The 19,013-nt window shown below is 61.0% G+C and carries 16 protein-coding genes; 9 read left to right on the forward strand and 7 right to left on the reverse strand.

The window, feature by feature from the left end; all coding sequences use genetic code 11:
• Positions 1-248 precede the first annotated feature (248 nt).
• Entirely contained in the window at positions 249-1,364 is a 1,116-nt protein-coding gene (locus AC07V0_RS14425; RefSeq protein ID WP_495019675.1) for a Gfo/Idh/MocA family protein, read from the forward strand.
• A 454-nt stretch (positions 1,365-1,818) separates the two neighbouring features.
• Here AC07V0_RS14425 and AC07V0_RS14430 read toward each other — a convergent pair whose 3' ends face one another.
• Positions 1,819-2,067, reverse strand: a complete 249-nt coding sequence (locus AC07V0_RS14430) for a DUF1652 domain-containing protein (RefSeq protein WP_064618276.1) — start codon at positions 2,065-2,067, stop codon at positions 1,819-1,821.
• A 193-nt stretch (positions 2,068-2,260) separates the two neighbouring features.
• The gene (locus tag AC07V0_RS14435; protein ID WP_111453506.1) at positions 2,261-3,757 is read right to left on the reverse strand and encodes a helix-turn-helix transcriptional regulator; all 1,497 of its coding nucleotides are present in this window, start codon (positions 3,755-3,757) and stop codon (positions 2,261-2,263) included.
• A 171-nt stretch (positions 3,758-3,928) separates the two neighbouring features.
• Here AC07V0_RS14435 and AC07V0_RS14440 point away from each other — a divergent pair, with 171 nt between their 5' ends.
• Both AC07V0_RS14440 and AC07V0_RS14445 read left to right on the forward strand, forming a co-directional pair.
• On the forward strand, positions 3,929-4,363 hold the full coding sequence (locus tag AC07V0_RS14440) for a YeeE/YedE family protein (RefSeq protein WP_064618280.1): 435 nt from the start codon (positions 3,929-3,931) through the stop codon (positions 4,361-4,363).
• 2 nt (positions 4,364-4,365) lie between these two features.
• Complete coding sequence (locus AC07V0_RS14445; RefSeq protein WP_495019676.1) at positions 4,366-4,779, forward strand: DUF6691 family protein; 414 nt, start codon at positions 4,366-4,368, stop codon at positions 4,777-4,779.
• Between the two features lie 21 nt (positions 4,780-4,800).
• Here AC07V0_RS14445 and AC07V0_RS14450 read toward each other — a convergent pair whose 3' ends face one another.
• Both AC07V0_RS14450 and AC07V0_RS14455 read right to left on the reverse strand, forming a co-directional pair.
• Positions 4,801-6,084: a Zn-dependent hydrolase gene (locus AC07V0_RS14450; RefSeq protein ID WP_111453504.1), complete on the reverse strand. Its 1,284-nt coding sequence runs from the start codon at positions 6,082-6,084 to the stop codon at positions 4,801-4,803.
• A 147-nt stretch (positions 6,085-6,231) separates the two neighbouring features.
• Complete coding sequence (locus AC07V0_RS14455) at positions 6,232-7,716, reverse strand: NCS1 family nucleobase:cation symporter-1 (protein ID WP_018929683.1); 1,485 nt, start codon at positions 7,714-7,716, stop codon at positions 6,232-6,234.
• A gap of 621 nt (positions 7,717-8,337) precedes the next feature.
• Between AC07V0_RS14455 and hydA the strand changes: the two genes are divergently transcribed.
• The 3 genes from hydA (at position 8,338) to preA (ending at position 12,626) form a co-directional block, all read left to right on the forward strand.
• Positions 8,338-9,777 (forward strand): dihydropyrimidinase, encoded by a 1,440-nt coding sequence (hydA, locus tag AC07V0_RS14460; protein WP_018929684.1) that lies wholly within the window; start codon positions 8,338-8,340, stop codon positions 9,775-9,777.
• Between the two features lie 206 nt (positions 9,778-9,983).
• Positions 9,984-11,351, forward strand: a complete 1,368-nt coding sequence (locus AC07V0_RS14465) for an NAD(P)-dependent oxidoreductase (protein WP_495019677.1) — start codon at positions 9,984-9,986, stop codon at positions 11,349-11,351.
• A complete protein-coding gene (preA, locus tag AC07V0_RS14470) occupies positions 11,352-12,626 on the forward strand; it encodes an NAD-dependent dihydropyrimidine dehydrogenase subunit PreA (RefSeq protein ID WP_018929686.1) in 1,275 nt (424 codons plus the stop codon).
• A gap of 139 nt (positions 12,627-12,765) precedes the next feature.
• Here preA and AC07V0_RS14475 read toward each other — a convergent pair whose 3' ends face one another.
• Positions 12,766-13,386, reverse strand: coding sequence for a TetR/AcrR family transcriptional regulator (locus tag AC07V0_RS14475; protein ID WP_138867748.1), 621 nt, complete (start codon positions 13,384-13,386; stop codon positions 12,766-12,768).
• 139 nt (positions 13,387-13,525) lie between these two features.
• Between AC07V0_RS14475 and copC the strand changes: the two genes are divergently transcribed.
• Together copC and copD are read left to right on the forward strand one after the other, a co-directional pair.
• Entirely contained in the window at positions 13,526-13,891 is a 366-nt protein-coding gene (gene copC / locus AC07V0_RS14480) for a copper homeostasis periplasmic binding protein CopC (RefSeq protein ID WP_495019678.1), read from the forward strand.
• A 3-nt stretch (positions 13,892-13,894) separates the two neighbouring features.
• The gene (gene copD / locus AC07V0_RS14485; RefSeq protein WP_495019679.1) at positions 13,895-14,755 is read left to right on the forward strand and encodes a copper homeostasis membrane protein CopD; all 861 of its coding nucleotides are present in this window, start codon (positions 13,895-13,897) and stop codon (positions 14,753-14,755) included.
• Positions 14,756-14,869: 114 nt separating this feature from the next.
• Here copD and AC07V0_RS14490 read toward each other — a convergent pair whose 3' ends face one another.
• Both AC07V0_RS14490 and AC07V0_RS14495 read right to left on the reverse strand, forming a co-directional pair.
• A complete protein-coding gene (locus tag AC07V0_RS14490; protein WP_495019680.1) occupies positions 14,870-16,009 on the reverse strand; it encodes an HlyD family secretion protein in 1,140 nt (379 codons plus the stop codon).
• Complete coding sequence (locus AC07V0_RS14495) at positions 16,006-17,670, reverse strand: MFS transporter (protein ID WP_495019681.1); 1,665 nt, start codon at positions 17,668-17,670, stop codon at positions 16,006-16,008. Before AC07V0_RS14495 ends, AC07V0_RS14490 begins: the two co-directional genes overlap by 4 nt.
• Positions 17,671-18,002: 332 nt before the next feature.
• Here AC07V0_RS14495 and AC07V0_RS14500 point away from each other — a divergent pair, with 332 nt between their 5' ends.
• The gene (locus tag AC07V0_RS14500) at positions 18,003-18,953 is read left to right on the forward strand and encodes a polysaccharide deacetylase family protein (RefSeq protein WP_018929691.1); all 951 of its coding nucleotides are present in this window, start codon (positions 18,003-18,005) and stop codon (positions 18,951-18,953) included.
• Positions 18,954-19,013: the final 60 nt, after the last annotated feature.

Genomic DNA, 19,013 nt, shown 5'->3' on the forward strand with positions numbered 1-19,013 from the left:
TTCTCCCGTCATCAAAGCCCGCGATTTGTGGCTGATCTGCACACCTGGAAACGATAGAGGCCGCTAACAAGACGCACAAGCCAGCAGATTCCGGCGTTGTTGCAGGCAATGACGCAAGGCGGTGTAGCCATTCTCAGCGCTTCCTGACCTCGCCAAGAAAAAGAATATTTATTCCACTTTATTGCATGTTACGAATTTTTATTCCATAAATAGCCCTCCTGAAAATAAAAATCCAAAGGACCCCGGCTATGCGCGAACTCGGTATCGGACTCATCGGCACAGGTTTCATGGGCCGCGCCCACGCCCTGGCCTTTCGCAATGTCAGCGCTGTTTTTGAATTGCCGCTGAAGCTCAAACTCGCCGCCCTTGCCGACGCCGACCCGCAGCGCGCCCGCCACTGCGCCGATGCCTGGGGCTTCGATGCTGCTCACAACGACTGGCAACAGCTGATCGATGACCCCAAGGTCAACCTGATCGCCATCACCACCCCCAATCATCTGCACTACCCCATGGCCATGGCTGCCATCGCCGCCGGTAAACCGGTGTACTGCGAAAAGCCGCTGGCGGTGAGCCTCGAGCAGGCCAGTACCATGCGCCTTGCAGCCAAAGCCGCAGGCGTGGTGACGCGGGTGGGTTACAACTATCAGCACAACCCGATCATCGGCCTGGCTCGGGATTTGATTCAAAACGGCGCGCTGGGGCAGATCATCAGTTTCCAGGGCGAGTTCAGCGAAGACTTCATGGCCGATCCCGTTTCACCCTGGTCCTGGCGCTGCGACGCCAATTACGCCGGCGGCGCCCTGGCGGACCTGGGCAGTCATTTACTGGCCATGGCCCGTCATCTGCTGGGCGATGTCGAGGCGGTGTGCGCGGATACCCAGACCGTACATGCGCAACGCCCCGTGATGGCGGGTGGTCAGGAACGACGCGAGGTCGCGGTCGACGATCAGGTCCACGCGTTGCTGCGGTTCGCCAATGGCGCGCGAGGGACGTTCAGCAGCAGCTGGCTCAAACACGGTTACAAGAATCACCTGAGTTTTGAAATCAGCGGCACCCAAGGCACCCTGGCGTTCGATCAGGAACGCTTGAATGAACTGCGGCTGTATCGTGCCGGGCAAGACGGTTTCCAACGGCTGCTGGCGGGGCCGGATTTGCCGGGTTACGCCGCCTTCAGCCCGGCGCCGGGGCACCAGCTGGGTTATAACGAACTCAAGACCCTTGAAGTGCATGAGTTGGTGATGGCGCTGGCCGGTCTCGGCCAGGACGGGACCGATTTCGAGCAGGCGTGGGAAGTCGAACGCCTGGCGACGGCGATTCGTCTGGCGGCACGGGAGTCGCGGTGGGTCAGGATCGAGGAAGTCTGAACCGACGCACAGGTCATACACCGCCAGTTGCACGTGCTACTGGCGGTACACCGGACCCGGTTTACTGAGTGACGCAACGGGTCAGGGTCGTGGTTCGGGTCACCTGCCCTTCAGCCCTCATATCACCCTGTACATCGGTACTTTCGGTGGTCGAACAGGTACGAACCGGTGTCGGTGGCGGTACGGCCGGGGGTGGAGGCGGCGGACTGGCGCAACCACCCAGAATCGCCATGCAGAGTGCGAGCGACAGTGGTGAAAAAGCACATTTCCCAAAATTGTTCATAGGCTGACCCGCGGTAAGTAATCGACATTTTCCGCGACTCGAAAACCATCCCGCGAACCCGCGGCCCTGTCACAGAAAAGAAATACCCTCGCATTCCTTATAGCTTAGCTACCCGCCAATGCCAGAAAGACAGCGACCATTCCATTACCGCAGGCCTGCGGGATATGACGCCTAAAGAGCGGAGGATCGATTCAAGCCACTGCTTTCAAGCTCATAGCGCAGCTCTTCAATCAACGCCGCCACTGCCTCCGGCGTCCGGAGCGTCGCCACGTTCAACCCGCTGACCACCAGATCCACCTGCCCTGTCGCCGGATGGTAAAGCTTCACCGTCAACGAATTATCCCCGGCAAGCGCACACTCACAGGCCAACGGCAAAAAGCTCCGCTCCAACCGCATACGCAATTGCACCAGGTAACTCATCCCGACTCACCTTGGCGACAGCGTAAAGTCGACTGCCCGCCTGTTCTTTTCGCACCCATGAGGTTGTTCCTTCAGCTGCATCGAAGAGGACGCGATACCGGGCCCAAGCCACGTCTCGCACCCCGACAGCCTAGAAAAAGCCCCATCTGATCAATACATGAAATTGCACCACCCGCACTAGTGCATTTGCACCTTAACGTTGCCCCTTGGTCCGCTTCACGCCGGAGAACAGACCTCGTTCTCGAGCCCAGACAATCGCCTCGCTACGGCTATGCACATCGAGCTTGGAGTACACCGTCGACACATGATTGCGCACTGTATTGGGCGCGAGTTTCAGGCGCGCGGCGATCTCCTTGTCGGCCAGGCCTTCACAGATCAGGCCGAGCACATCGCGCTCCCGGGTGGTCAGGTCGGTGAACGACACACTGGGCAACTGTGGCGAATTGACGTTCTTCACATTGGCCAGTTTTTCGATCAGCGTGCGGCTGAACCAGGACGCATCTTTCATCACCTCTTCAATCGCCGACACCAACTCCAACTCGGTGCGCTTGCGCTCGGTGATGTCCATCAACACCAGCAGGTAACAAGAGCCATCCTGAATGTTCACGGTGTCCGCCGAGACCGCACAATCAATCAGCCCGGCATCCTTCCGGCGCACCCTGACATCGACACGATCCACCCGCCCGCTTTTCTCCAGGGTTGCAAACAGTCGCGTGCGAGCGCCCGCGTCATCGATGAAGCCGAGTTGCGCCACGGTCTTGCCGAGCACTTCATCATTGGGAAATGCGAGGGACTCGAGGAAGGCTTCGTTGACGTCCATCACCACTTGGTCGGCGGCGCGGCACACCAGGATCGGCACCGGAGTGAGGCGAAAGGCTTTGGCGAACCGTTCCTCGCTCTGGCGCAGGGCGATTTCGGCCTTGTGCCGAAGCTCCATGTCGACGAAGGAAAACAGCATGCAAGCTTCGTCGTTGAGCTCAAGCGGTTGCCCGGCAACGATCACCTGCTTGCTGCCACCGTCGGCCAATTGCAGTTCTGCCTGCATCTGCGGAATGGTCGCGCCGTCACGCAGACGCTGCTTGGCCAGGTCCTTGTTCTCGGCGCGCTCCAGCACATCCAGCTCATAAGCCGAAGCGCCGATCACCTGATCACGGGCATAGCCGGTCATGTCCACGAAGCCCTGGTTGACCTTGATGTAGCGCAAATCGCTGAGGCGGCAGATCACTGCCGGGGCCGGGTTGGCGTTGAAGGTCCTTTCGAAACGCTGCTCGGCGCTGGCCCAGTCGGTGACATCGTTCATGATCAGCACCAACGATTCCGGCTCACCGGCACGGTCCGCCAGCACCATGCTGCGCACGCTGTGAACCCAGGTGCGCTCTTCATTTTCCAGCTGCGTCACCTCCACCATCACATCGCTGAACGTCTCGCCATGGGCCACGCGGCTGATCGGATAGTTCTCGATCGCTACCGGATGATTGTTGCGATAACGCAAGGCAAAACGCTTGGCGTACTCCCCGGCATTGGCCCCCAACTCGCCAATCTCGCTGACACCGTGCATGGCCAGCGCGGCGTCATTGGCCCAGAGAATGGTCTGGTCGAGCTCCAGCAGAATCACCCCATCAGACAGGCCGGCGATGATCTGCTGCAACTGGCGGCGATTGGTTTCAGTGCTCAGGACGTCCTGGCTCATTGGAACTCCACAATTGCGGCGGCACTTTTGCGCGCTGCCCATTGAAGATTACGACCGCAGACGTTTGTGATAGTGCAAAAAGCCCGGCACCCGTGGCCCTCCCAAAGTAGCCCTATGCTCAATAGGGAAAGAGTGGTTTAGTGCCGCTTTTTGTCTATACGGAGAGTTGCCATGGTGTTTGATTCTCTTCACTTCACCCCCTGGTCTGCCCTCACGGGAGGAGCGCTGATTGGCCTCGCCGCGAGCGTAATGGTGGTGGCCAACGGGCGAGTTGCCGGGATCAGCGGGCTGTTGGGCAGCCTGCTTGAGCGTAATGATTCAGGACGAGGTGAAAAAGCCCTGTTCCTGCTCGGACTGTTGGCGGCACCGTTGGTCTGGACACTGTTTCATGTGTGGCCGACCATCGAATTCAAAACCGGTACGGTGGGGCTGATCATCGCTGGATTGTGCGTCGGCATCGGCACTCGTTATGGCTCCGGCTGCACCAGTGGTCACGGCGTGTGCGGTATCTCGCGCCTGTCACCGCGCTCCATTGCCGCGACATTGAGCTTCATGTTCACAGGCTTCGTGACGGTGTTCGTCCTGCGCCATCTGCTGGGGTATTGAACATGCGCAAACTGACCGCTTTCCTCGCCGGCCTGCTGTTCGGCGTCGGCCTGTTGCTGGCCGGCATGGCGAACCCGGCCAAAGTGCTGGGTTTTCTGGACATTGCCGGCCTGTGGGATCCGTCACTGGCGCTGGTCATGATCGGCGCCATTGCCGTGGCTTGGGGGCCGTTTCACTGGGCCATGAAACAACCGACATCCTTGCTGGGTGCGCCTGTGCAATTGCCGGTCAGCCGTGAGCTGGACCGACGCCTGATCGGTGGCAGCCTGCTCTTCGGCATCGGTTGGGGTATTGCCGGCATCTGCCCCGGCCCGGCACTGGTGTTGTTGCCGACGGGGCACTGGCAGGCCTGGGTGTTCGCCATCGCCATGCTGGCGGGGATGCTGATGTTCAAAGCGCTGCAAACCCGCCGTTGAGCATCCCCGCCAAGCCAGTGGTCAAGCCGCCTGCTTACCACTGGCAATCGCCTGCGACGCCGCCAGCATCGCCCGCAACAACACGGCACACCCGGCGGCCAGATCATCCGGCGCGGCGTTTTCGATTTCGTTGTGGCTGATGCCACCTTCACAAGGCACGAAGATCATCCCGGCCGGGCCGAGTTCGGCGAGGAAGATTGCGTCGTGCCCTGCTCCACTGACGATGTCCATGTGCGACAAACCGAGCCCTTGAGCCGCACCGCGTACCGCTTCGACGCAGCCCTTGTCGAAATACAGCGGCGGGAAGTCGGCGGTGGGTGTCAGTTCGAAGGTCAGGCCGTGTTGCTCGCAGGTGGTTTCGATGACCTCGCGGACTTCGGCGATCATTGAGTCGAGTCGCGCCGGTTCCAGATGACGGAAGTCCAGGGTCATGCGCACTTCGCCGGGAATCACGTTGCGCGAGCCGGGATAGGCTTGCAGGCAGCCGACGGTGCCGCAGGCATGGGGTTGATGACCGAGCGCGGCGCGATTGACCGCGCCGACGATCACCGCGGCGCCGACCAGCGCGTCCTTGCGCAGGTGCATTGGCGTCGGACCGGCGTGGGCTTCGACGCCGCGCAGTTTCAAGTCGAACCATTTCTGCCCCAGCGCGCCCATCACCACGCCGATGGTTTTGTGTTCGTCCTCAAGAATCGGCCCTTGCTCGATGTGCGCCTCGAAGTACGCACCCACAGCATGACCGCTGACCTGGCGCGGCCCGGCGTAACCGATGGCGTTCAAGGCTTCGCCGACAGTCACGCCCTCGGCATCGACCTTGGCCAGGGTTTCCTCGAGGGTGAATTTTTCCGCGAACACGCCGGAGCCCATCATGCACGGGGCGAAGCGTGAGCCTTCCTCGTTGGTCCAGACCACCACTTCCAGCGGCGCTTCGGTTTCCACGCCGAGGTCGTTGAGGGTACGTAAGACTTCGACCCCGGCCAGCACGCCGAAGCAACCGTCGAACTTGCCGCCGGTGGGCTGAGTGTCGATGTGGCTGCCGGTCATTACCGGTGGCAGGTTCGGATTGCGCCCCGGACGACGGGCGAAGATGTTGCCGACGGCGTCGATGCTGACCGTGCAACCGGCCTCCTCGCACCACTTCACGAAGATATCGCGCGCCTGGCGGTCGAGGTCGGTCAGGGCCAGCCGGCAGACACCGCCCTTGACCGTCGCGCCGAGCTTGGCCAGGTCCATGAGCGACTGCCACAGACGGTCGCGATTGATGTGCTGATGGGTGGATTGCAGAACGTCTACAGCAGCGTTCATGGTGATCTCCTCAGGCAGTTGTTATCGGTTTCTTCGCTAGTTCCCACGCCCCGCATGGGAATTCATCCCTGGACGCTCTGCGTCCGCTCCTGGAACGCGGAGCGTCCCTGGCTGCGTTCCCACGCAGAGCGTGGGAACGATCACTCATCACACCGGAGATTTCACGACAGTCGGACTCGGCCGCATCGAACTCAACCCGTAATAAATCAGCCCTCCCAAGGCCGAGCCGGTGAACCAGCCGTAGCTGTAGAACCAGCTGAAGGCATCGCTGCCCAGCGACAGCAGCGTCAACACCACCGGCACGCCGAACGCGATGAAGCCAAACCCGTTCCACGCCGGGTACACGTCATCACGATAGAGGCCGGCCAGATCCAGTTGCTGTTTCTTGATCAGGAAATAGTCCACCACCATGATCCCGGCGATCGGCCCCAGCAGGCTCGAATAGCCGAGCAACCAGTTGGAATACACCGTCTCCAGGCTCAGATCCGAGACAATCAGCCCGAGCTTTTTCAGCAGTTCATGGGCCATCAGCGCCAACCCGACCAACCCCGTGAGCATCACCGCCGTGGTGCGGTTGATGTACTTGGGCGCGACGTTCTGGAAATCGTTGGTTGGCGACACGATGTTGGCCGCAGTGTTGGTGGACAAGGTGGCGATGATGATCAGCGCCATGGCCAGTGCGACCCAGACCGGGCTCTGGATATGGCCGATCAGGGTGACCGGATCAGAGACGGTGACACCCACCAGTTTGACCGACGCGGCCGTCATCACCACGCCGAGGGAGGCGAACAGGAACATGGTCAGGGGTAAACCGATGATCTGCCCGACGATCTGGTCCTTCTGGCTTTTCGCGTAGCGGCTGAAGTCTGGAATATTCAGCGACAAAGTGGCCCAGAAGCCGACCATGGCGGTCAGCCCGGCGGCAAAATAACTGGCCACGCCGGCCCCTTCCGGACGCTTGGCCGGGATCGCCAGCAACTCGGTCATCGACACGTTTGGCATAGCCCACACCAGCAGGCCCACGCCCACCAGCACCAACAACGGCGCCGAGAGGGTTTCCAGCCATTTGATCGAGTCCGCGCCGCGAATCACCACCCACAGGTTCAAGGCCCAGAACAGCATGAAGCCGATCACCTCGCCGGTACCGCCGAGGGCCTTCCAGCCATCGAACACCGAGCCGAGAAACAGGTGAATCGCCAGCCCACCGAACATGGTCTGGATGCCGAACCAGCCACACGCCACCAGGGCGCGGATCAGGCACGGTATGTTGGAACCGAGAATGCCGAAGGACGAGCGCAGCAATACCGGAAACGGAATGCCGTACTTGGTGCCGGGGAAGGCATTCAGGGTCAGCGGGATCAGCACGATGATATTGGCGAACAGAATCGCCAGCAGCGCTTCGCCCACGGTCAGGCCGAAGTAGGCCGTGAGCACTCCGCCGAGGGTGTAAGTCGGCACGCAGATCGCCATGCCGACCCACAGCGCGGTGATGTGCCATTTGTTCCAGGTTCGTTCGCGCACCTTGGTCGGTGCCATGTCGTGGTTGTATCGGGGACTGTCGAGGACATCGCTGCCGGCTTCGAGCTCAAACAAGCCGTCGCGCTCGGTCACTTGCGATCTGATCTGTTGCATGGCCGCTCCACTGTTCTTTTGATTATTTTTGCTCATCAGAGGCTGGCGCAATGCGCGCGAGCCGGACGATGGCCGGAGAAACTGACAACTTTTACGGACCGGCCACGGTGTCAGCGGCGGCATCAATAAACGTGCCGGGTGCCCCGCTTGCGCCTCGGGCAGTGCCATAAAACTTTGCTAACCAACTGATGTTAATCAGCTTTATTTATCCAACTAGCGAGTCCCCGGTCAGTTGCCCTGTCACTCAGGCCGAATGCCAGGCAAGTTGTCCGAACAGTCAGGACTCAATCTGGTGCGTCGATCTTTTTTGTAAGGTTGCGCATCAACCATAGACCATCCTCAACCGGCTGATTTCACATAGAAAATCTTGACCATATTTCCAACCTGTCAAGTGCGTCAAAATGGTGAGCGGTCTCACCATTTTGGTGATTTTCATTTTTTATCGTTATTTATCAAACAGTTAAAACAATAATAAGCTTATAAAAAATATTCTTGCTCAATCCACAAACTGCAGCTAGCGTCTATTCTTGACAGCGCTGACAGGAATACACCGATTGGCGTCTGCTTCATATAAAACATCTAGAACCGGCAATAGTCGGTCATGCCTGCGAGGAACTCGGAATGTCTCTGTTGATCCGTGGCGCCACCGTTATTACCCATGATGAAAGTTATCGCGCCGACGTGTATTGCGCCGACGGCGTGATCAAAGCCATCGGTGAAAACCTCGATGTTCCCGCCGATGCTCAAGTGCTCGACGGCAGCGGCCAATACCTGATGCCAGGCGGCATCGATCCGCACACGCACATGCAACTGCCCTTCATGGGCACGGTGGCCAGCGAAGATTTTTTCAGCGGCACCGCAGCGGGATTGGCCGGTGGCACCACGTCGATCATCGACTTCGTGATACCCAACCCACAGCAATCATTGATGGAGGCCTTTCATCAATGGCGTGGCTGGGCCGAGAAGTCGGCGTCTGACTACGGCTTTCACGTCGCCATCACCTGGTGGAGCGAGCAAGTCCGCGAGGAAATGGCCGAGCTGGTCAGCCAGCACGGGGTAAACAGCTTCAAGCATTTCATGGCCTACAAGAACGCGATCATGGCCGCCGACGATACGCTGGTGGCGAGTTTCGAGCGCTGCCTGGAATTGGGCGCGGTGCCGACCGTGCACGCGGAAAACGGCGAGCTGGTCTATCACCTGCAACGCAAGTTGATGGCCCAGGGCATCACCGGGCCGGAAGCGCATCCGCTATCACGACCTTCGCAGGTGGAAGGTGAAGCCGCGAGCCGGGCGATCCGCATTGCCGAAACGTTGGGCACGCCGCTGTACCTGGTCCACGTCTCGACCAAGGAAGCCCTCGACGAAATCACCTACGCCCGCGCCAAGGGCCAACCGGTGTACGGCGAAGTGCTGGCCGGGCATCTGCTGCTGGACGACAGCGTTTACCAACACCCGGACTGGCAGACCGCCGCCGGTTACGTGATGAGCCCACCCTTCCGCCCGCGAGGCCATCAAGAAGCCCTTTGGCACGGCCTGCAAGCGGGCAACCTGCACACCACCGCCACCGACCACTGCTGCTTCTGCGCCGAGCAAAAAGCCGCCGGCCGTGACGACTTCAGCAAGATCCCCAACGGCACCGCCGGTATCGAAGACCGCATGGCAGTGCTTTGGGATGAAGGGGTGAACACCGGGCGTTTGTCGATGCAGCACTTCGTAGCGCTCACCTCCACCAACACCGCGAAGATCTTCAACCTCTACCCGCGCAAAGGTGCGATCCGTGTCGGTGCCGATGCCGATCTGGTGCTGTGGGACCCGGAAGGCACGCGGACGATTTCAGCCAAGACTCACCACCAGCAGGTCGACTTCAACATCTTCGAAGGCAAGACCGTGCGTGGCGTACCGAGTCACACCGTCAGCCAGGGCCGTGTGGTGTGGGCCGATGGTGATTTGCGCGCCGAGCGTGGCGCGGGCCGGTATATCGAACGGCCGGCGTATCCGGCGGTGTTTGATTTGCTGAGCAAGCGGGCTGAGTTGCACAAGCCGACCGCTGTGAAACGCTGATCTGCCCTCTGTGGCGAGGGAGCTTGCTCCCGCTGGACCGCGTAGCAGGCCCAAAGCCAGTCGACTCGGGGGGGCAGGACAACCGATTTGGCAGGATGTGGGGCGGCTTCGCCACCCAACGGGAGCAAGCTCCCTCGCCACAGGATGATGCGAAAAAACCAATGCCCACCAGAGGCAGTACCTCAATTAACCGTGAGGCCAACACCGTGATCAAGACTTTGAACCACCTCCCGCATCCCCATGAGGACGCGGCCGCCCTCGCCGGCCATTTCACCGACCTGGCGCCGCCGCTCAACGAGCGTCAGGCGCATCTGGAAGCCTCGCGCTGCCTGTATTGCTACGACGCGCCGTGCGTGAACGCGTGCCCAAGCGACATCGACATTCCATCGTTCATCCGCAATATCCATCAGGAAAACGTGCAGGGTGCGGCGCAGAAAATCCTCTCGGCCAACATCCTCGGTGGCAGTTGTGCCCGGGTCTGTCCGACGGAAATCCTCTGCGAGCAAGCCTGCGTGCGCAACAACACCCAGGAATGCGCGCCGGTACTGATCGGCCTGTTGCAACGCTATGCCGTGGACAACGCACACTTCAGCGAACACCCGTTCCAGCGCGCCGCCGCAACCGGCAAGCGCATTGCCGTGGTGGGGGCAGGCCCGGCCGGTTTGTCCTGCGCGCACCGCAGCGCCATGCACGGCCATGACGTGGTGATTTTCGAGGCCCGGGAAAAGGCTGGCGGCCTCAACGAATACGGGATTGCCAAGTACAAACTGGTGGACGATTACGCGCAGAAGGAACTTGAATTCCTGATGGGGATTGGCGGGATCGAGATTCGCCACGGACAGAAACTCGGCGACAACCTGACCCTCAGCGAACTGCATCAGCAATTCGACGCGGTGTTCCTCGGCCTCGGCCTGGCCGCCAGCAAACAACTGGGCCTGCCCAACGAGGATGCCCCCGGCCTGCTCCCCGCCACCGACTACATCCGCGAACTGCGCCAGGCCGATGACCTGACGCAACTGCCGCTGGCCGAACGCTGCATCGTCCTCGGTGCCGGCAACACCGCCATCGACATGGCCGTGCAAATGGCCCGCCTCGGTGCCCGGGACGTGAACCTGGTGTACCGCCGTGGTGTCGCGGACATGGGCGCTACCGCTCACGAACAGGACATCGCCAAGGCCAATCAGGTGCGGCTGTTGACCTGGGCGCAACCCGAAGAGGTGCTGCTCGACGATCAGGGCAATGTGCGCGGCATGCGCTTCGCCCGTACCCGATTGGTGGAAGGTCGCCTGCAAACCACCGGAGAAACCTTTGAACTGGCTGCCGACGCGATCTTCAAAGCCATCGGCCAGGCCTTCGACACTTCCGCCCTCGCCGATCCGCTGGCCCGTGAACTCAAGCGTCAGGGCGATCGCATCCTCGTCGACGAGCAGCTGCGCACCAGCATTCCCGGCGTGTATGCCGGTGGCGACTGCACCAGCCTCGATCAGGACCTCACCGTGCAAGCCGTGCAGCACGGCAAGCTGGCCGCCGAGGCGATCAACGCTCAACTCATGCTCAACGTGGAGGCTGCGTAAATGGCCGATCTCTCGATTGTCTTCGCCGGCATCAAGGCCCCCAACCCGTTCTGGCTCGCTTCCGCGCCGCCGACCGACAAAGCCTACAACGTGGTCCGCGCGTTCGAGGCCGGCTGGGGAGGCGTGGTCTGGAAAACCCTGGGGGAAGACCCGGCGGCGGTCAACGTGTCGTCACGCTACTCGGCGCACTTCGGGGCTAACCGTGAAGTGATGGGCTTCAACAACATCGAGCTGATCACCGACCGCTCCCTGGAAATCAACCTGCGGGAAATTACCCAGGTCAAAAAGGACTGGCCGGACCGCGCACTGATCGTGTCGCTGATGGTGCCCTGCGTCGAAGAGTCGTGGAAAAACATCCTGCCGCTGGTGGAAGCCACCGGCGCCGATGGCATCGAGCTGAATTTCGGTTGCCCCCACGGCATGCCGGAACGGGGCATGGGCGCGGCGGTCGGTCAGGTGCCGGAATACGTCGAACAAGTCACTCGCTGGTGCAAGACCTATTGCTCGTTGCCGGTGATCGTCAAGCTCACGCCGAACATCACCGACATCCGCGTCGCCGCCCGCGCCGCCCACCGTGGTGGCGCCGATGCGGTGTCGTTGATCAACACCATCAATTCGATCACCAGCGTCAATCTGGAGCGCATGGTCGCCAATCCCGCCGTCGGCAGCCAAAGCACCCACGGCGGTTATTGCGGCTCGGCGGTGAAGCCGATTGCATTGAACATGGTCGCCGAGATCGCCCGCGACCCGCAGACCCAGGGCTTGCCGATCAGCGGCATTGGCGGCATCGGCAGTTGGCGCGATGCGGCGGAATTCATTGCCCTGGGCAGTGGTTCGGTGCAGGTGTGCACGGCGGCGATGCTGCATGGCTTCCGGATTGTCGAGGAGATGAAGGACGGTTTGTCACGCTGGATGGACAGTCAGGGCTACGCCAGCGTGTCGGATTTTTCCGGGCGCGCAGTGGGCAATACCACGGACTGGAAGTACCTGGACATCAACTATCAGGTGATTGCGAAAATCGATCAGGAGGCGTGCATCGGTTGCGGTCGCTGCCACATCGCTTGCGAAGACACCTCGCACCAGGCGATTGCCAGCCTCAAACAGGCCGATGGCACGCATAAATATCAAGTGATCGATGAGGAGTGCGTGGGCTGCAACCTGTGCCAGATCACCTGCCCGGTGCAGGATTGCATCGAGATGGTCCCGGTGGATACGGGCAAGCCGTTTCTGGATTGGAACCATGATCCCCGCAATCCCTACCATGTCACGGTCTGAACGCAGCGTTGCCTGAACTGACGCCTTCGCGGGCAAGCCTCGCTCCTACAGTTTAATGTCGAGCCACATCAAATGATCGACGCTAAATCTGTAGGAGCGAGGCTTGCCCGCGAAGAGGTCGGCAGCCGCACCACCAACCTCAAGGCTCCAACCCGATCCCGCGCAAGATCACGCTGGTGACCGTCTGCACCGCCCGTTCGAACTGCATGTCCGACAACGGCTGATGATCATTCAGGATGTTCACCTGATGATCGAAGTCGGCGTAGTGCTGGGTCGAGGCCCAGATCATGTACAACAGGCTGGAAGGCTCCACCGGCAGGATGCGTTTGTCTTCCACCCACTGGCGAATTTTCGCTTCCTTCATCTTGGCCCAGTCGTACAGGCTCGCATCCAGTTTCTCACCGAGGGTCGGAGCGCCGTGGATGATTTCGTTGGCCCAGACTTTCGAACCGTACGGCCGGCTGCGGGAATGGTTCATCTTGGCGCGGATGTAGCTACTGAGCACCACGCGCGGGTCGTCGAACATCTCGAAGCACAGGGCGTCCTGCTTCCAGACCTCCAGCAAACCCAGGAGCACCGCGCTGTACAGATCGCTCTTGGTGCTGAAGTAGTAATGCAGGTTGGAGCGCGGCAGTTGCACTTCAGCGGCGATGTCGGCCATGGCGGTGCTGCCGAAACCTTTTTCGGCGAAGACCTTTTCGGCCGCCAACAGGATTTTTTCGACGTTACTGCGACGAATCTCGATCTTGTGATTGCCCATGAGGGCTCCCTGACAACAGCGTTGCTCAAGACTAGCATCCGCTCTACGTCGCGGCGACAGGGGAAAACGAAACTTCGTACAGCGGCCCTGCGGCAGGTAAACTGCCCGCCACTTTGAACCTGCCGCTGAGGTCTTCACGATGCTGCTCAAGAACGCCCTGACCACCGCTGCCCTGCTCGGCTCGCTGCTCGCCGCCTCATCGGTGTTTGCCCACGCCCATCTGAAAAGCCAGACCCCGGCGGCCGACAGCACCGTGCAGGCGCCAATGGAACTGCGCCTGGTGTTTTCCGAAGGGGTTGAAGCAACGTTCACCAAAGTGAACATCAGCAAGGACGGTGCCGACGTACCGGTAAAAAGCCTCGCCACCGAAGGCAGCGACAAGAAAACCCTGGTCGTCACCCCGGCAGCGCCGTTGGCCGCTGGCGATTACAAGGTCGAATGGCATGCCGTGTCGGTCGACACCCATAAAAGTGAAGGCGCCTACCGCTTCAAGGTGGGTCAGTAATTCATGACCGAGGCGCTGGTGCTGTGCCGCTTCCTGCATTTCACCGTGGTGCTGATGCTGTTTGGGGCCTGGGTGTTCAGGCCTTTGCTGTTGGGCCGCGAAACGAAATGGCTGGATCCGGCACTGGCGCGAGTGACCCGCTGGCTCAGCGTGGTGGCGTTGCTCAGCGGCGTCGGCTGGTTGCTGCTGATCACCGCCAGCATGGCCAGTTCCCCGGAGGCGGCATTCGACCCGACGACGCTGAACCTGGTACTGAGCAATACCTTTTTCGGTCAGGTATGGCGCTGGCATCTGCTGCTCAATCTGTTGCTCGTGGCATTGTTGTTGACGCCCTGGCGTTCCAACATGGCCTGGCGCATCGGCCTTTCCAGCCTGCTGCTGGCGACCCTGGCCCCGGTCGGTCATGGCGCCATGCTCGATGGCCTGCAAGGCCAACTGTTAATCCTCAACCAGATTGTTCACCTGACGTGCGTCGGCGCCTGGCTCGGTGGGTTGATGTTGCTGGTGATGATCCTGCGCCAACCGGACGATCATCCCTTGAGCGCAATACTGCAACGCTTCAGCGGGATCGGTTACGCGTTGGTGGCGGGGTTGGTGATGACCGGTTTGATCAACGTGCGCGTACTGACCGGCGTGTTCTGGCCGACGCCGTTGCTGTCCGGGTTTGCGCTGATTCTGTTGATCAAGGTTGTGCTGGTGATCGCGATGCTGGGGTTGGCGCTGTTCAATCGGCTGCGGGTCAAGGATTGCCAGCAGCGTCCGGGGCTGTTGCGCACCAGCGTCATGCTGGAATGGATACTGGGGATCGGCGCGGTAGCGGCGGTTTCACTGCTGGGCACCCTGCCCCCAATGATCGCCAACTGAAACACACCTCCCCTGTAGGAGCGAGGCTTGCCCGCGAAGAGGGACTGTCAGCCGACATCAATGTTGAATGACAGACCGCTTTCGCGGGCAAGCCTCGCTCCTACAAGGGCGGTGTCAGTCAGGGGTAATCGGCGCAGCGGTATCAATACTCACCACCACCGACATCCCCGGCCGCAGCCGTTCGCTCTGTTCCTGATCGGCATCGACGCTGATCCGCACCGGCACTCGCTGGGCAATCTTGACGAAGTTGCCAGTGGCATTGTCAGCCTGCAACAAGCTGAACTCGGAGCCTGTGGCCGGTGAAATCCGTTGCACCCGCCCGTGGAATTTCTGGTGGTTCAGCGCATCGACGGTGAAGCTCACCGGCTGGCCGACCCGCACGTTGTCCATCTGGGTTTCCTTCATGTTGGCGATCACCCACAACTGGTTCGGCACCAACGCCATCAGCTGCGCCCCGGAGTTGACGTAGGCGCCGAGGCGCACGCCAATCTGTCCGAGTTGACCGTCGCGCGGCGCCACCACGCGGGTGTTCGACAGGTCGATCCGCGCCAGTTGCACCGCCGCCTCAGCACTGGCCACCGCCGCTTCCAGCGAGCCGCGATTGACGATCACCGTTTGCAGATCCTGGCGGGCAATGTCCAGATTGGCCTGGGCTTGCGCCTCGGCGGCAACGGTCTGGGCGTTGGCGGCCAGGGTCACGTCCAGCTCGCGTTTCGACACCGAGCCATCACCGACCAGCTCTTTGTTGCGGCGCAAATCCGCTTCACTTTTGCGCAACTGTGCCTGGGCGTCGGCGACGGCGGCCTGACGCAACTTGATGGTCGCTTCGGCGCTGTTGCGTTGCTGCACCACGTTGGCCAGCGCGGCTTTCTGCACCGCCAGTTGCGCCAGGGACTGATCGAGACGCTGCTTGTAGATGCGGTCGTCAAGGCGCACCAGTAAATCGCCGGCCTTCACGAACTGGAAATCCTGCACCGGCACTTCGTACACGTAACCGCTGAGTTGCGGGCCGATGATCGTCACCTGCCCGCGCACCAGGGCATTTTCCGTGGTCTCGACCGCGCTGCTGAACGGTGGCAGTTGCCAGGCGTACAACACGATCAGTACACCGACGAGAGCAATCGCCGCAAAGCCCAGGGACGAGATGATCCGCCCCCCCAGCGAGCGCGGTTCAGAGCCCGGCGAGGATGGCGGCGTCACGCCTTCGGGAGTGGCGGCAATAGTGTTGGTGGTCGTGGTGGTCGGTTCGGTCATGAAGAAGTGGCACCGCTGGATTGTTTGGTTGGAGTGGCAGGCGCCGGGGCAACGGCTTGGGTAGTGCTCATCAGCCACAGGGCGCGAATGGAAATCCAGATCATGGTCAGCACCGCGATCACGGCAATCAGCATGAACACATCGTTATAGGCCAGGACATTAGCCTCGCGAGTGGCGGCAGCGGCCAGGCTACGGATGCCCTGCAGGTTGCGCAGGCTCGGATCGGCAATTATCGAGCCGACCGCGTTGCCGCCGCTCTGGACCCGCGCCGCCACACGCGGGTCGAGCAATGTCAGCTGCTCGACGATGTGACTGGAATGAAACTTCTCGCGCGCGATCTGGAACGTCCCCAGCAGTGCCGCGCCGATCAAGCCGCCGAGGTTCTGACAGATACCGAACAGCACCGAGAAACTCACCAGGTTGCGCGGGCTGGACAGCACGTTACGCATGCCGAAGACCATGGTCGGCCCGAGGAAGAACGTCCCGCCGAAGGCCAGCAGAAACTGGCTGAAATACAGGTTTTCCGGGCGGGTCAGGTTGTTCGAATAACTGTCCATCACCGAACCGACCGCCATCAGCGCCAGGGAAATGTTCAGCGGCATGATCAGGTGCTTGGGGTCGATGGTCAGGGCGCTGGTGACCAGGCCGGCGATACTGCCGATCAACATCACCACATACAGGCTGTGCAGCTGTTGACTGCTCATGTTCAGCATCTGCATGAACCCCACCGCGCCGGTGGACTGTTCCGACGTCACCATGCGGATCAGGATCACCGCCAGGGCCAGGCGAATCATCGCCCCGCTACCGAGCCAGCGGGTCATCAGCATCGGGTTGCTGCGATTGTGCTCGATGGCCAGGCCCGTGAGGATCAACACGATCGAAGCCGCCGACGTCACGCCGATCCACTGCGCTTCCAGCCACCAGTCGATCCGCCCCAAAGACAACACCGCGCAGAGCAAGGCCACGCCGGTGGCGAGGATGGCGAAGGTCAGGAAGTCGAGTTTTTCGAAGGTCTTGAAGCGGTCACCCGGCGGCAGTTTCAGCAGAAACACGCAGCCCAGGGACAACAGCGCCATGCCCAGTTCGAACAGGTACAGCCCGCGCCATTCGGCGATCTGCAGCAGGTCTTCGGAAAACAACCGCGCCATGGGCAAAGCCAGTTGCGAGGTGCCGAGGCCCAATACCAGCGCCTTCATCCGCCATTTCGCCGGGAAGGCCTGGATCATGTAATACAGGCCCAACGAACTCAGCGCTGCGCCGACCATGCCGTGGGCCGCGCGCACGGCGATCGCCGAACTCAGGTCGTTGACGAACAAATGGCCGAAGGTCACCAGCGCATAAAGCATCAGGAACACTTCGGTGAAAGCCCGCAGGCCGAACTGCTGACGAAACTTCACCAGCAGCAGGTTCATCGACACGTTGGTCATGACGTAAGCCGCCGGCAGCCAGGCCATCTCGGCCGTGGTCGCGCCCAGCGCGCCTTGCAGATACGGCAGGTTGGCGACCACCAGCGAGTTGCCGAGACCACCGGTCAATGCCACCAACACCCCCACCAGCGCGTAGGCCAGCCGCCTGGGGTTGGAGTGCAACGGCGTCGAGGGCGATCCGGGCAGGCTAGGCCGCTCGTGGGGCTGCCAGTCGCGCGGGGTGTAGTGATTCATTCAGTGGCCTTGGTTCAAGGAGTGTTGTCAGTTTGCCGCAAAATCACGGGGAGAACACACCCTTGCAAACACGAGCCTGTGGCGAGGGGGCTTGCCCCCGTTCGGCTGCGAAGCAGTCGCAATTCAGACAACTCGACATGCAGGAAAAAATAGGGGCCGCTTCGCGCCCCAACGGGGGCAAGCCCCCTCGCCACAGGACTTCTCCCGCACTGGACGGTGTGTTCGGCGGGATTCGTAAATTCTGTTTAAAAGTCTTCTCGCCCGTAGCGGATTTTTCCGGGGCAATCCAAATGACACCCTCACGGCACTGTTCAACTCAAAAGGTGCCCCTTATGACCACTGCCCATTGGCAACGCTCCCCCCGCTGGCTGAAAAATCTGCTGGCCGCCGCCCTGCTGCTGCCGTCCCTCGCGTTCGCCCAGGAACGCCCGTGGCCGGATGGCTCGCAACTGGTGATTTCGTTCTCCATGCAATTCGAAACCGGCGGCCAGCCCGACGGTGCCGAAAGTCCGTTCTCCGGCACTCCATTGCCCAAGGGTTACCCGGACATGCCGGCACAGACCTGGTTCGACTACGGCTACAAGGAAGGCCTGTGGCGGATGCTCGACTTGTGGGACCGCAACGGCATCAAGGTCACGTCCCATGTGGTGGGCGAAGCGGCATTGAAACACCCTGAACTGGTGCGGGCGATCGCCGATCGCGGCCATGAAGTCGCCGCCCATGGCATGCGCTGGGCCGACTCCTACAACATGAGCTACGAGCAAGAGAAGGCCTTCATCGGCGACGGCGTCGAGGCGGTGCAGAAACTCACCGGCCAGCGCTCGGTGGGCTACAACGCCAATTGGCTGCGGCGCAGCCCCAATACCCTGAAAGTGCTGCAGGATCTGAACTTCACCTATCACATCGATGACGTCAGCCGTGATGAGCCGTTTGTGACACTGGTCCGTGGCAGGAAATTCGCCGTGGTGCCTTACACCCTGCGCAACAACGACATTGTGCTGATCGAAGGCCGGCACTTCTCGGCGCAACAGTTCTACCGGCAATTGGTGTTGGAATTCGACCGCCTGTACGCCGAAGGTGCCAGCCAGCGGCGGATGATGTCGGTGAGTCTGCATGACCGCATCGGCGGCACCCCGGCGATGGTCGAGGCGGTGGAGCGTTTTATCCGTTACGCCAAGTCCCATCCGAAGGTCAGCTTCATGCGCAAGGATCAGATTGCCCAGATCGTGCTGACCGAAAAGAACCCGCTGATCGATAACACCGAGGCGGCGTACAACCACTGAGCCAAATCACTGCCAAAACCGGAATGAAAAGATCGCAGACTGCGATCTTTTCATCGGCTC

Source organism: Pseudomonas sp. GW821-FHT01E10 (assembly GCF_059422365.1).

Bases quoted from the DNA above. Each gene is read 5' to 3' on its own strand.
- AC07V0_RS14425 (WP_495019675.1), top strand. From the start codon at position 249: ATGCGCGAACTCGGTATCGGACTCATCGGCACAGGTTTCATGGGCCGC.
- AC07V0_RS14430 (WP_064618276.1), bottom strand. From the start codon at position 2,067: ATGAGTTACCTGGTGCAATTGCGTATGCGGTTGGAGCGGAGCTTTTTG.
- AC07V0_RS14435 (WP_111453506.1), bottom strand. From the start codon at position 3,757: ATGAGCCAGGACGTCCTGAGCACTGAAACCAATCGCCGCCAGTTGCAG.
- AC07V0_RS14440 (WP_064618280.1), top strand. From the start codon at position 3,929: ATGGTGTTTGATTCTCTTCACTTCACCCCCTGGTCTGCCCTCACGGGA.
- AC07V0_RS14445 (WP_495019676.1), top strand. From the start codon at position 4,366: ATGCGCAAACTGACCGCTTTCCTCGCCGGCCTGCTGTTCGGCGTCGGC.
- AC07V0_RS14450 (WP_111453504.1), bottom strand. From the start codon at position 6,084: ATGAACGCTGCTGTAGACGTTCTGCAATCCACCCATCAGCACATCAAT.
- AC07V0_RS14455 (WP_018929683.1), bottom strand. From the start codon at position 7,716: ATGCAACAGATCAGATCGCAAGTGACCGAGCGCGACGGCTTGTTTGAG.
- hydA (WP_018929684.1), top strand. From the start codon at position 8,338: ATGTCTCTGTTGATCCGTGGCGCCACCGTTATTACCCATGATGAAAGT.
- preA (WP_018929686.1), top strand. From the start codon at position 11,352: ATGGCCGATCTCTCGATTGTCTTCGCCGGCATCAAGGCCCCCAACCCG.
- AC07V0_RS14475 (WP_138867748.1), bottom strand. From the start codon at position 13,386: ATGGGCAATCACAAGATCGAGATTCGTCGCAGTAACGTCGAAAAAATC.
- copC (WP_495019678.1), top strand. From the start codon at position 13,526: ATGCTGCTCAAGAACGCCCTGACCACCGCTGCCCTGCTCGGCTCGCTG.
- copD (WP_495019679.1), top strand. From the start codon at position 13,895: ATGACCGAGGCGCTGGTGCTGTGCCGCTTCCTGCATTTCACCGTGGTG.
- AC07V0_RS14490 (WP_495019680.1), bottom strand. From the start codon at position 16,009: ATGACCGAACCGACCACCACGACCACCAACACTATTGCCGCCACTCCC.
- AC07V0_RS14495 (WP_495019681.1), bottom strand. From the start codon at position 17,670: ATGAATCACTACACCCCGCGCGACTGGCAGCCCCACGAGCGGCCTAGC.
- AC07V0_RS14500 (WP_018929691.1), top strand. From the start codon at position 18,003: ATGACCACTGCCCATTGGCAACGCTCCCCCCGCTGGCTGAAAAATCTG.